We start from the raw sequence: 12,567 nt of genomic DNA, 5'->3' as shown, positions 1-12,567 counted from the left end.
ACCGAGCCGGAGCTGGCGCCGTTCTCGCTGGAGGAGTTGGGCCTCTCGCCCGAAGAGATCGCGCAGCTAGAGGCGATGCAGCAGGCTGAGCAGCCGGCGGCTGCGGCGGCCGAGCCGGAGCTGGCGCCGTTCTCGCTGGAGGAGTTGGGGCTGTCGGCCGAAGAGATCGCGCAGCTAGAGGCGATGCAGCAGGCTGAGCAGCCGGCGGCTGCGGCGACCGAGCCGGAGCTGGCGCCGTTCTCGCTGGAGGAGTTGGGCCTCTCGCCCGAAGAGATCGCGCAGCTAGAGGCGATGCAGCAGGCTGAGCAGCCGGCGGCTGCGGCAGCAGAAGAAGACCTGTTTGATTTCAGCGTTGCCGAAGCAGTTCCGGTGGCAAAGGCGGTGCGAACCACCCCGCGCGTGGAAGAGCCACCTCCGCCCCCCAAACCAGAAGACGCGAGCTTTGAGCCTGAGCCGCTTGATGCGCTAGATGATATCTGGCAAGCCCCTCCAGAGCCGGTTGCGCCAGAGCCGGCCCGTGTCGTGTTGCCGCCGCTCTCTGAACGGGCAAAGCCGCAACCGGCATCTCGGGCAACATTTGGTGAGGAACGGCGGAGTGCAGCGCCGACACGCGATGACTTGCGCTTTGCCCGCCGTGAGGCAGCGACCGCCGGACGCGGTCGATCAGCACGCGCGCCATTGCGGCCACGCGCACCGGAAGATTTCATTCCCACCGGTAATGCTAAGCTTGATGACTACCTGCGCCAGTTGAGCGCCAATCCAGCCAATCACGCACTAGCCTTCACGATTGCCCGCCTCTGTGCGCAGACTGGGCAAGCGGAATTGATGGTAGTAGTCTATCGCCGTTTACTCAAGCAAAGCGCGTTGCTTGATCGAATCGCTGAGGAGCTAGAAGACCTGATTAATACCGTTGATGACGTTCCGGTGTTGCGCCAGTTGCACCGATTATTGGGTGATGTCTATTCGCGGCAGGGCCGGTTGGATGAAGCCATTGCCGCCTACAGCGTTACATTTGCTGAGTAAGCAGTATCCGTCTTACTTTAGACGAAAGCAGTCGCAAAGATGGCACCACAAGAAAGGTTTAGCATGCGCCGCATTGTAGAGGATCTGATCCGGGTCGATGGCGTCATCGGCAGCTTACTCGTCGGCAAGGATGGTCTGGTTGTGGCCAGTACCTTACTCGATGAAGAAGACGCTGAAATATTGGGCGCAATGTCGGCGGCTGTCTTCGGTGAGATCGACAAAGCGACCCGGCGGCTCGGCGTGGGTAATCTCGTGGACTCGATTATCGATGCCAAAGATGGTTCGATCTTGTTGTTGGAAGCAAAAGAACTGATCCTTGTCGTCATCACCCAGCGCACGGTGAATCTAGGGTTGGTGAAGATGGAGATGCGCCGCGCTGCCAAGCGGATCAGCGAGGCGGTGCCGATCTGATGGTACGGTGGGCGCCGAGAGGTGATACTCTGTGTCAATCGTATAATCAGGGCATACAGCGATGAAGGGGCGACGCAGCGCGCGTCGCCCCTTGTGATTGCGGGGTTGTTGACCAGTATATGGTATACTGACCGAGGGCAACAAACCTATTTCTTGACGTAATGAGGTATGCATGGAACGCGCACTTCTGATTTTAAAGCCCGATGCGGTGCAACGAGGTCTAATTGGGGCGATTATCAGCCGGTTTGAGCAACGTGGCCTCAAGTTTCAGGGTCTCAAGCTGATGCAGGTTGATGAAGCGTTAGCGCGTCGCCATTATGCTGAACACGAAGGTAAGAGCTTCTTCGATGGTCTCGTTAGCTACATCACTTCCGCGCCAGTTGTGGTAGCCGTCGTGGCTGGCAAGCCGGGCACGGTGGAACTAGTGCGCGCAATGGTTGGGGCGACGAACCCGGCTAAAGCGGCGCCCGGCACTATTCGTGGTGATTTTGGCGTTGATATCGGACGCAACCTGATCCATGCCTCTGACTCGCCGGAGAGCGGTGAGCGCGAAACGGCAATCTTCTTTCAGCCTCATGAACTCATCGGCGAGTGGAATCGCTCGCTTGACGGGTGGATCTACGAGTAACGATAATTGTACAGCTCACGGGTGCCGAGCTCCCGTCAATGCGGTTGGCGCGCTCAGATGATCGCGGCCAACCGCCACCTTATCTATGCTAGTCGTGATGGAAGCGCACGCTACGGCGGAGCAGATCGAAGCGGTCTGTGCCGAAATTCGGGCCATGGGATTTACGCCTCACCCTATGCCCGGCCCAACCCGTACCGCGATTGGTATTACCGGCAATCAAGGGCCGATTGAACAAGCTAGCCGGTTGCAGCGTCTCCCCGGTGTGAGCCAATTGATCCGGGTCACTGCGCCGTACAAGCGGGTGAGCCGCGAATTCAAAGAACTCGAGACGATCGTTGAGGTTGGCGGTGTCCCGATTGGCGGGAAAGGGATCGCGGTTATCGCCGGCCCATGCACGGTCGAGAGCCGCGAACAGACCTTCAATGTGGCGCAGGCCGTTCGCGCCGCCGGAGCAGTGATCTTACGCGGTGGTGCGTACAAACCGCGTACATCGCCGTATTCGTTTCACGGCTTGGGTGAAGCCGGCTTGCAGATACTGGCTGAGGCGCGCGCCTTGACCGGCCTGCCGGTCGTGACCGAAGTCATGGACACCGAGACGTTGCCGCTCGTGCTCGAATACGCCGATATGTTGCAGATCGGCGCGCGTAACATGCAGAACTACTCGCTGTTGCGGGCCGTGGGGCGCACGCAACGACCGGTGCTGCTCAAGCGCGGTTTTGCCGCTACGGTGAAAGATTTGCTGCTAGCGGCGGAGTACATTCTGGCCGAAGGCAATCCTCATGTCGTGTTGTGTGAGCGTGGGATTCGCACGTTTGATGACAGCCTGCGCTTCACGCTTGATCTGGGTGCGGTGCCGCTGATTAAACAGCTCTCGCACTTACCGGTAATTGTCGATCCGTCGCATGCCAGTGGCCGGGCCGACTTAGTCATTCCAATGGCACGGGCCGCGTTGGCCGCCGGCGCCGACGGCTTGATCGTCGAAGTACATGACAATCCGGCCTATGCGGTGTGCGATGGCACGCAATCATTGGTGCCGGACAGTTTTGCCGACATGATGCGCCAAATAGCGCGCATTGCCGCGGCGGTTGAACGCCCGCTGGTTAGCAGCGTGTACCGCTGACTTCGAGCGGAGGTAAACGGTGGAGACACGGCGCTGGCGCGATCTCGATTGGTCTATCGTCGGTAGTGTGGCGGTCTTGCTTGTCATCGGTGGGATGGCCTTGCACAGCGCCACCCTCAATGCGGTCGCAGGCAATGGCTTGCCGCTACGACCGGTTTTTGATCGCCAACTTGTCTACATCATCATCGGGCTGGTGGTAATGGTCATCATGATGTTATTCGATTATCGCCTGCTCTCCAGTTTGGCGCGCCCACTCTACATCGGGATGGTGCTCTTGCTCGCAGCGGTGTTAGTCATTGGCCGGGTGAGTGAGGGGGCGCGCAGTTGGATTGCGATCGGCGAGCGCACCTTCCAGCCTTCTGAATTGAGCAAATTGGTATTGATAGTGGCGCTAGCGGCGTATTGGCAACGCTATGCCGATCGCGGCGGGAGCTGGCTTGTCCAATTGGGCAGCTTGTTGATTGCCGCAGTACCGATGGCGTTGGTCTTTGTCCAGCCTGACCTTGGCACGGCATTGGTCATGGCAAGCATCTGCTTGGTGATGGCGTGGGGGGCCGGGATGCGTCCTAGCCAACTAGTGTTCTTATTCATTATGGCTGTGCCGCTTGGTTGGGTAGCGTGGCACTACGTGCTCGACACCTACCAGCAAGTGCGCCTCAGCACCTTTTATTACCTGTTGATCAACCCGGCAGCAGTTGATTTCAACGCGGCATATAACGTCATTCAATCACTCAATGCGATTAGCTCCGGCGGTCTTACTGGCGCCGGTTTGACCCGCGGCCTGTTCAGTCAAGGCAATTATGTGCCGGTGCAGCATACCGACTTCATCTTTGCTGTGGTGGGCGAAGAATTGGGTTTCATTGGCGGGCTCGTCTTGATCAGCTTCTTAGCCATCTTGCTCTGGCAGACGTTAACGGTTGCTGGCAAGGCGCGCGATCAGTTTGGCCGGATGATTGCGCTTGGCATTTTTGGCATGCTCTTCAGCCATACCGTGATCAATCTTGGTATGAACATGAGTTTGTTGCCGGTTACTGGTTTGCCGCTGCCATTTGTGTCGGCTGGCGGCAGCTTTATGGTAATGACGCTTGCCGGGATTGGTCTGCTGCAAAGCGTGCAGTTGCGTCACCGGCAAATCGCCTTCTAAGCGATCACGCCAAGAACGCCTCGACTTCAGCCAACGTCGGTAAGGCGCTCCGCCCGCCAAGGCCGCGGGTTTTGAGCGCAGCGGCGGCGCTGGCGAAGCGCAACGCTGCCGGCAGGGGATCACCGCGAAGCAGGGCAAAGAGCAGTGCGCCGTGAAAGACATCGCCGCAGCCGGTCGTGTCGACCGGTTGAGTGGGGAAGGCGGGGGTATAGATCATATCACCGCCATTGCAGGCCCAGCTCCCCGCTTCGCCGGCAGTGACGACAATCAGCCGCCGGTAACGGTCGTGCAAGGCCTGTGTCGCGGCGGCCAGATCAGAAAGGCCGGTCATGGCGCGGGCAAAATTGGCCGACACAACGATATCATCGCAGAGCGGCAGCAAGTCTATTACTGCCGGTTTCACCCGTTCGGCGTCGATCATAATGCGCCCGCCGGCAGCGCGCACCTGTTGGGCGGCGGATAATGCTGCCGGCAAGTGGCTGTCAATCAGCAAAGCACGGGTTTGGGAGGCTAGTTCCGGAGGAAAGACGAGGTCGGCAAAGACGGCTGATTCGTTGTACCACCAGACCGTGCGGCGGTCACTGCCCGGCTCGGCCAGTACGAACGACACGTGTGATGAACCGGGACGAGTAGCGACGAAGGCAGTATTAATGCCGAAATGAGCGAGTTCGGTGCGAATCGCCTCGCCGTAGTGATCGTTGCCAACGGCGCTCACCAGCGCCACGTTGGCTCCTAGCCGGGCCAGCGTAGCCAGTGCTGTCGCCACTGGCCCGCCACCCATCTCGGTGCGCCCGGCGAGGGGTTGTTTCTGGCCTAAGACCGGTGGCGTGGCCGCTACGCCAATCATATCCCAACTGGCGATCCCGACCCCAATCACATCAAATTGCGTCATACCAACTCCTAAAGCAGTGTTGCCTATCATTGCCATTCAGCGAATCATTTGCTTGCCTGTGCTACAATAGCAAGGTGAATGATGCCGGATCAGTGCGCCAGCCGTCAAGAGGAGCGTTGTCGTGGAAGACCTGATTGCGCAGGTGCGCGCGCAGATGGAAGCGTTGGTTGGGTTGCCGACCGGGATGCAATTGCCGAACCCGCCGTCACCGCCTGCTTCAGATACGCCGATTGCCAGCTACATTGATCACACCCTGTTGAAACCCGAAGCGACGTCTGATCAGATTGATCGATTATGCAACGAAGCCGAACGTTATCGCTTCGCCAGCGTTTGCGTCAATCCGCGCTACGTCGAGCGATGTGCGCGCGCATTGGCCGGGTCGTCGGTGCGGGTCTGTACGGTTATCGGCTTTCCCCTCGGCGCAACTACAACGAAAGTTAAAGTGTTTGAGACGGTGCAGGCCATTGGGCATGGTGCGCGCGAAGTCGATATGGTACTGGCGGTGGGTGCGCTGCGTGGGCGCGAATACCATGCCGTTGCTGACGATATTCGGGCTGTGACCGATACCGCTCATGCCAGTGGGGTGCTGGTGAAAGTCATCCTTGAAACCGGCTTGCTCACCGATGTGGAAAAGGTGATGGCGTGCTTACTGGCAGTGCGGGCCGGCGCCGATTTCGTCAAGACCAGCACCGGTTTCGGGCCGGGAGGCGCGACGGTGGCTGATATTGCCATGATGCGCGCAGCGGTTGGGCCGGCAATCGGGGTCAAGGCATCGGGCGGCGTGCGATCGTTGGCGGCGGCGCAGGCGCTGATTGCCGCCGGCGCAACCCGTATCGGCACTTCGGCTGGGGTGTCGATTGTGCAAGAGGCAGAGGGTGCCATGCCGGAACGGCAGAGTGGCGAGGCGTATTGAGTGAGGGAATAGGGAAACGAGCCGGCATCGTTGGCAAAATCAGGTCTCGGAAAGAGGGTCATAGATACGCAAAAGCACAAGGAGGCGCGAGTGAGCATCTTAATCGATGCCAATACCCGATTGCTAGTGCAGGGCATTACCGGTAAAGAAGGTGAATTTCACACCCGCCAGATGCTAGAGTATGGTACGAACGTCGTGGCTGGCGTGGTACCGGGGCGGGGCGGCCAGACGGCGATCGATGGGCAGGTGCCGGTATTCAATACCGTATCAGAGGCAGTGGCGGCGACGGGCGCGAATACCGCGGTGATTTATGTGCCGGCGCCGTTTGCGCCCGATGCTATCCGTGAGTCGGCGGCTGCCGGCATTCCTTTGATCGTGTGCATTACCGAAGGCATCCCAGCGCTTGATATGGTCAGCACCTATGCCTTTGTGCAAGAGTGTGGCGTGCGGCTGATCGGGCCAAATTGCCCCGGCCTGCTGACGCCGGGAGCGGCCAAAGTCGGCATCATTCCCGGCAATATCGCGACTCCCGGCCCGGTGGGGATTGTGAGTAAGTCAGGCACGTTGACCTACGAAGCGGTTGATGCCCTTACCCGGATTGGCATCGGCCAGAGCACGATCGTCGGGATTGGCGGCGATCCGATTATCGGCACCAACTTCATTGATGTGCTCGCAATGTTTGAGGCTGATCCGCAGACGGAAGCGATAGTGTTGATTGGTGAGATCGGCGGCACTGCCGAGCAAGAGGCGGCGGCGTACATCAAAGCGCATGTGACCAAGCCGGTCGTCGGCTTCATTGCTGGTCAGACGGCGCCTCCCGGCAAGCGTATGGGGCACGCTGGCGCGATCATTAGTGGCGGCGAAGGCACGGCGCAAGAGAAGATCACTGCGCTAGAGAGCGTAGGAGTACGGGTGGCCCGGATGCCAACTGACATTGCCGGACTGGTGAAAGAGGCGTTGGCCGCCCGGGCGGCGTTGTGATGGAGTACGGTAAGGGCGGGTGGGAAACCCGCCTTTACCGAGTCAGAGGGGCAAGTTGGCAACCTGCCCCTAATCTATGACCGTGATTGATTCAACGGGATCCGCAACTCAACCGTCGTCCCCTGCCCAATCTCGCTGCGGATGCGCAGATCGGCCCCGATCAGCCGTGCCCGCTCCTTCATATTGAGCAAGCCAAGACTGCCACGGTTGGCATAACCGCTCTCAACGGCAGCGACATTAAATCCACGACCGCGATCACGTACACTCGCGACAAAATGATCTTCCTCGACATAGAGGTAAATGGTGATCAGATCACTCTGGGCGTGCTTGCGGGCATTATTGATCGCCTCTTGAATGATGATAAAGGCAGCAGCTTCAATTTCGGGTGGGAGCCGCGGCACTTGCGACGGCGCTTCGAGGCGCAGTTTGGTGTCGTTGCCAGAGGGATCGCGCCAGCGATCAACATATTGTTGCAGCGTGACCAGCAGACCCTGCGTCTCAAGGCCAAGCGGTCGCAACTCGAACAGCAGCGTGCGGATATCGTGCGTCGTCTTCTGCACAAGTTCAGCCAATGTATCGAGTTCGGTGGGCACCCGTTCGGGCATCGCCTTAAACAGGCGTTTGATAAACTCGATATTCATCGCGATCGCAGCCACACTCTGCGTTGGGCCATCGTGCAGATCGCGGGCAATGGCTGAGCGCACCTCGGCCTCTTTCTGCAACAGCCGGTCGCGCTCTTCCTTTAGGCGCTGATAGAGGCGGGCGTTCTCGATCGCGATGGCCGCCTGTGCTGCCAGCGTCGTCAGCAATTGCATATCTTGCTCGGTGAAGGGCTGGCCATTCGCCTTATTGAGCAACTGCATCGCGCCGATAACCCGATCCTTCACCCGCATCGGCACACAGACGATCGAACGGGTGATAAAATCGGCTTCGCGGCTGATCGCATCGTACCAACGCGGATCGTGTTCGACATCGTTAACGATCTGGCCCACGCCGTGCGAGACCACCCAGCCGGCAATGCCACGGTCAGCAGGCATCCGGTACTGGCGCTGCTCGCCGGGAATTTCTAACACCAGCTCGTGGGTGTCTTCGTCAAGGATAAAGATCGAACAGCGTTCGGCGCCAACCACCTTCGGTGCGCGCAGCTTAATATCGTTAAGCAGGCTTGTAAGGTCGAGATTGACTGCCAGCGACTGACCGATTTCGTAGAGCAAATGGAGTTCGCGCAGATCGCGCTCGGCGCGGCGCAGCATCGCGAGCTTATCGGCTTCACCGCCAATGGCGCGCACCAAGAGCACCAGCAGCTCTTCATCAAGCGGCGGTGTGCTGCTCGATTGCTGGTTGGAACGGCTTACGACCAGATGGAGCAGGCCAACCCCTTGCCCCCCGCTCTGCAACGGCAGCTCGATCAGATCGCGGCTGTCGTCGATCGAATACGAGCCGACAATCGGTTCGCCGCTATCATCGCGGCGGGCAAAGCCATCGCGGGCTTGCTCGATCAGCGAGAGCGTCTCGGCGTCGAGCTGACCCCAAGTGACTTTAGTGGTTTCGCCGTAGGGAGAGATGTAGAGCAGCGCACCGGCTTGGGCCGGCCAAAACGCGATTAGACGCTCAAGCGACGCCTGTAAGAGATCGGCCACTTCGTGGTGGCCGCCGGCAATAAGCAATTGGCTAAGCGTTTCCAGTTGGCGCTGATTAATCGCGAGCGGCGGCATACGATCACCTCGATCTGTGGCAACAGGCGTTAAATGCAACAGGGTAAGAACATTTATCATTGTATATTGCCTGTACTGTAATGGATCGATGATAGAGCTGTCAATGGAACAACGGTTATGGAACGGTTCAAAATTTGCCATCGCAGTGAACTACCGCCCGGACGGATGCGCTATGTCGAGATTGATGGTTTGCCGATTGGGCTGGCGAATGTTGCCGGCACTATCTACGCTTTCAGTGATAGCTGCCGGCATGAGGGCGGGCCACTCTCGGCAGGGGTTTTGATCGAATACACCGTCACGTGTCCGTGGCATGGCTGGACCTACGATGTGCGTACTGGCAAGAGCATCGTGCCACCGGTAGGCTTGCGGATCGCCACCTATCCGGTCGAGGTGATTGACGACGAGGTCTTCGTCATCATCGATTGGCCGGAGGTGTAAACAACCGTTACCATGCTGATATTGTAATCGATTTTTAATCATGATCAAGTACTTTAAAGGTAGTACTAATATGTATAGTAATTAAAGTGAATTTACTGATTTTGATAATAAAAAATCTATCTCTAGAGAGATGATTCATTGGTGTTTCATTCCATAAGCTGGTGTTTAGTTTAGATGTATACCTATCAGTTGTTATTGTGGCATCATACTTTTTGGTAAAAAATAGAGTGCTGGCCTAGGCAATTACAGGAGAGTACCATATCCTATTTACCACTCGTTCATTCGCTGCCTCTTTCACCCCTCACCCATCTCCCCTCCACAGGGAGAGAGATGCTCGACGGTATACGTACCTGCCTAAAGAAGGGGGAAGCCTCTGATGCGGAGGCTGTGTGCCCGTGTATTTGGTAAGAGAAGGCGTGGTTTCCCCCGCTCTTCTACGTGAAGAGGGCTAGGGTGAAGGGCAGCTCGCCACTGAGGGGTGGGGCAAGGCGAATCTGCTCCTACCCATGCTGTATGTTGGCAGAGGAGCGATCAGTGGTGATGTACGCATAATCGCTGCAGGGTGGGGCCACTCGCAATGGCCATTGTGTAGGTGCGAGCGGGGTGTCCGTGATGCTGTTTCTCATTCTCACTGCCAACGGTAGGGAGCCTTACTCTTCTCGTACACGCGAAAGACTCGCTGCCGTGAGGTAGGAGGCCGTGGTGTGCAACCGGCGTGCAACCGGCATCGTCATATACGCGGGTCATGCTTTTGGGTGTAAGGAGGAGATATGGACACGCAAACCCAACGTCTGTTGCGAACGCGCACGGGCCGGATGGTGGCCGGCGTGGCTGGCGGATTAGCCAACTATTTCGGGATCGATCCGATCTTTGCGCGGATTGGCTTCGTGGTCTTGAGCTTTGTCAACGGAATCGGCGTGGTGCTCTACGTCGTGTTATGGCTGTTGATGCCGAACGAAGATGCCGCGCCAACCGACAACAACCTCGATGTGGCGATCGGCGAGATGCGGGCCATTGTCGAGCGGATCATCAGCGATATTCAGGATATATTTCGCCGGTAACTTGGACAGACGCACGGCGGTAGAGACGCACAGCTGTGCGTCTTTACGATAATCCCCGCACGGCCACTGGCCCAAACCCCAAATAATCGCAGGCGGTCAATTGATAATACACCCCATCAACCCGCCCCTGCACCGCGTTATCCCAGTCGTACCGGCGGTGGAGATGGCCGTAGATGCAGGCCGTGGCATCGCTGGCGGCGATCATACGGGCAAATTCGGTCGGCTGGCGATTGACGAACGGTGGAAAGTGGATCATCACAATCAACGGCTTGCCGGCTGCTAAGGCGCGACCCGCTTTCAGCGCCCGCTCTAGCAGCCCTAACTCGCGCTGGTAAATCGGCAAATCCTTCTCAGCAAAGCCGGGAGTTTCCGGCGTAATCCAACCGCGGGTGCCGCAGACCACCGCCTCGCCGATATCGAGTGCATCGGCGCCGATCAGGCGTAAGCTAGGCGGCAAATGGCGGCGGATCGAATTGACGCTGCGCGGGCACCAGTAGTCGTGGTTGCCGCGTATCAATACCTTTGTGCCGGGCAAGGCATCGATCCACTGCAAATCGAGCAGTGCGTCTTGCAATTTCATCGCCCACGAAATATCGCCGGCGATTAAAACCCAATCGTCGGGCGCTACCCGGTCGCGCCATGCCTGCGCAATCCGTTCGGGATGATCTTTCCACCCGGGACCAAAGATGTCCATCGGTTTGGGACGAGCGAACGAAAGATGGAGGTCAGAAATTGTCCAGATCATAGCGCTTGATGATAACAGGCATGGCGATGCAGTGCAACTCATCGGGTACTGAGGGGGTAGAGTCGCCCAAAAGTAGAATGATTCGCTTACGTTGTGAGAAGAGTGAGCCGGTGCTCACGCTTTTGGCTCGGTCAGTGTTTTAAACGAGATGGTATTTCGGTTCAAATCCAACGTAATTTGTTCCGAACTCTGTACCAGATCGGCAGCGACAATCCTCCCATCAGCGTTGGCGAGCATATATTCGATGGTACAGCCACCTATGAACAGCAGTCGCCCTGATGAGAAGAGCTGTTTGCGGGTAATCATGTCACTGCCCACCGCTATCACGCGGGCCGTAAGTTGATGCGTAGAGTGCTCGGCGCGCGACAGGTATTCGCTCAAGAGCGCACGGGCTAGCACCGATTCGGTCTTGCCGTTCGTTTGCACCTGATCAGAAGAGTTAGCTTGCTTGATACTTGGCGGTGCAGGAAGAAAGGCTTTGCGCAGCTCGTCCTCGAGATTCTTGAGAATGTCCGGTAGATTGGGTTCGGACGCGATGGTATTCAGCTTCCTAATAAGGTTATTGATGAGCGTGAGCAGGGAGGGTTCGTTATCATCGGTTGAAATGGGTGGAAATGGTAAGACCTGCCGCTGGCTTTTGACCAAAAAGTGGGCTATTGCAGTGTAGAGTGTGTTGCTGTCGATCGTGGTAGTAACTGGGTAGAGCGTGTAATCGCTGCGGAAGAGGGCCAACAGATTGGCGAGACTGCTGGTGACGCCGCTAAGTGCATTGATAATTTCTTTAGTATTCTCTAAGGCTTTATTGATCGGATCAACACTAAAGCTCATTTCTGGCACGACGGGTTGTCGCGAAGTCCCTAATACCAACGGTTCTACAAGTTCTACCTGTCGGCTTGGTTCAGGTAATCGTTTTTCTTGGGCTTCAAGCTGCTTGCGGATATACTTCAATAACAGCCTATCACGTCCATCAACGATTCGATCAACCAAAATGACTGCTGAGGATTCTGGCAAAACCCCACCAATCTGTTCAATTACTCTTTCAGCGCAGCGTCGCAGTGCGCGGTAGGCGGCGAGATGGGCAATGTGGCTAAGGTGTTCCCTTTTCGTGGTATCTAGCGTGATCGTGCCTTCTGGTGGAGTCGGTGTTGCTTGTTCACTCATCTTTGGCTCCTATACAGTAGATCGTAGCTCTATTGTAGTGCGCATTAGGCAATTGTTGAAGTTGTCTTGCAGATTGCTGCATTGAAGGAATAACGACACAATTATCGTGTAGCAGCATATGACACACCGCTCGCAGGGTATGGCAAGTACTATGGAACGTTGGCAAGATCGCTCGCGGTCTTCGCCAAGCAGTGATCAATCAGGGTGCTTGTCGTCATTTGCGCGCAATGATCAGAGTATGCGCTCGCCCAATTATCAACGGAGCTGTCTGTTCAGCATCGTCAAAGGGTATGCGTCTACAAACGATACACGTTCGCCTGTTCTTCTACAATGTC

General features: G+C 57.3%; 12 protein-coding genes and 1 pseudogene. 9 read left to right on the top strand and 4 right to left on the bottom strand.

Features of this window, described 5'->3' with window-relative positions; translation table 11 throughout:
• The 5 genes and pseudogenes from Q1A00_RS05870 to Q1A00_RS05850 form a co-directional block, all read left to right on the top strand.
• A pseudogene (locus Q1A00_RS05870) lies at positions 1-1,023 on the top strand (hypothetical protein); the annotation flags it as partial.
• A gap of 63 nt (positions 1,024-1,086) precedes the next feature.
• Positions 1,087-1,434 carry a roadblock/LC7 domain-containing protein gene (locus Q1A00_RS05865; protein WP_298406187.1) on the top strand — a complete coding sequence of 116 codons (348 nt, stop codon included), beginning with the start codon at positions 1,087-1,089 and terminating at the stop codon, positions 1,432-1,434.
• Positions 1,435-1,606: 172 nt separating this feature from the next.
• Positions 1,607-2,062 carry a nucleoside-diphosphate kinase gene (gene ndk, locus Q1A00_RS05860; RefSeq protein WP_298406185.1) on the top strand — a complete coding sequence of 152 codons (456 nt, stop codon included), beginning with the start codon at positions 1,607-1,609 and terminating at the stop codon, positions 2,060-2,062.
• A gap of 85 nt (positions 2,063-2,147) precedes the next feature.
• The gene (gene aroF, locus Q1A00_RS05855; RefSeq protein WP_366144869.1) at positions 2,148-3,182 is read left to right on the top strand and encodes a 3-deoxy-7-phosphoheptulonate synthase; all 1,035 of its coding nucleotides are present in this window, start codon (positions 2,148-2,150) and stop codon (positions 3,180-3,182) included.
• Positions 3,183-3,201: 19 nt separating this feature from the next.
• Positions 3,202-4,326: an FtsW/RodA/SpoVE family cell cycle protein gene (locus tag Q1A00_RS05850; protein ID WP_298406183.1), complete on the top strand. Its 1,125-nt coding sequence runs from the start codon at positions 3,202-3,204 to the stop codon at positions 4,324-4,326.
• 4 nt (positions 4,327-4,330) lie between these two features.
• Here Q1A00_RS05850 and Q1A00_RS05845 read toward each other — a convergent pair whose 3' ends face one another.
• Positions 4,331-5,218: a PfkB family carbohydrate kinase gene (locus Q1A00_RS05845; RefSeq protein ID WP_298406182.1), complete on the bottom strand. Its 888-nt coding sequence runs from the start codon at positions 5,216-5,218 to the stop codon at positions 4,331-4,333.
• A 184-nt stretch (positions 5,219-5,402) separates the two neighbouring features.
• Between Q1A00_RS05845 and deoC the strand changes: the two genes are divergently transcribed.
• On the top strand, positions 5,403-6,131 hold the full coding sequence (gene deoC / locus Q1A00_RS05840) for a deoxyribose-phosphate aldolase (RefSeq protein ID WP_366144870.1): 729 nt from the start codon (positions 5,403-5,405) through the stop codon (positions 6,129-6,131).
• Between the two features lie 90 nt (positions 6,132-6,221).
• Positions 6,222-7,112 carry a succinate--CoA ligase subunit alpha gene (sucD, locus tag Q1A00_RS05835; RefSeq protein WP_298406178.1) on the top strand — a complete coding sequence of 297 codons (891 nt, stop codon included), beginning with the start codon at positions 6,222-6,224 and terminating at the stop codon, positions 7,110-7,112.
• Positions 7,113-7,186: 74 nt separating this feature from the next.
• On the opposite strand, the gene Q1A00_RS05830 is transcribed toward sucD, so the two are convergent.
• Positions 7,187-8,827, bottom strand: a complete 1,641-nt coding sequence (locus Q1A00_RS05830; protein ID WP_298406176.1) for a GAF domain-containing sensor histidine kinase — start codon at positions 8,825-8,827, stop codon at positions 7,187-7,189.
• 117 nt (positions 8,828-8,944) lie between these two features.
• Here Q1A00_RS05830 and Q1A00_RS05825 point away from each other — a divergent pair, with 117 nt between their 5' ends.
• Together Q1A00_RS05825 and Q1A00_RS05820 are read left to right on the top strand one after the other, a co-directional pair.
• Entirely contained in the window at positions 8,945-9,265 is a 321-nt protein-coding gene (locus Q1A00_RS05825) for a Rieske 2Fe-2S domain-containing protein (protein ID WP_298406175.1), read from the top strand.
• A 770-nt stretch (positions 9,266-10,035) separates the two neighbouring features.
• Positions 10,036-10,326 (top strand): PspC domain-containing protein, encoded by a 291-nt coding sequence (locus tag Q1A00_RS05820; RefSeq protein ID WP_298406173.1) that lies wholly within the window; start codon positions 10,036-10,038, stop codon positions 10,324-10,326.
• Positions 10,327-10,369: 43 nt separating this feature from the next.
• Here the strand turns inward: Q1A00_RS05820 and Q1A00_RS05815 are convergent, their stop codons facing one another.
• Together Q1A00_RS05815 and Q1A00_RS05810 are read right to left on the bottom strand one after the other, a co-directional pair.
• Positions 10,370-11,071: a metallophosphoesterase gene (locus Q1A00_RS05815; protein ID WP_298406171.1), complete on the bottom strand. Its 702-nt coding sequence runs from the start codon at positions 11,069-11,071 to the stop codon at positions 10,370-10,372.
• A 114-nt stretch (positions 11,072-11,185) separates the two neighbouring features.
• Complete coding sequence (locus Q1A00_RS05810; protein WP_298406169.1) at positions 11,186-12,232, bottom strand: hypothetical protein; 1,047 nt, start codon at positions 12,230-12,232, stop codon at positions 11,186-11,188.
• Between the last annotated feature and the right edge of the window lie 335 nt (positions 12,233-12,567).

The sequence above is a fragment of the uncultured Chloroflexus sp. genome, assembly GCF_938091255.1.
GTDB lineage: Bacteria > Chloroflexota > Chloroflexia > Chloroflexales > Chloroflexaceae > Chloroflexus.
The sequence above is the reverse complement of the archived record's forward strand: the minus strand, read 5'-3'. Positions and strand labels throughout refer to the sequence as shown.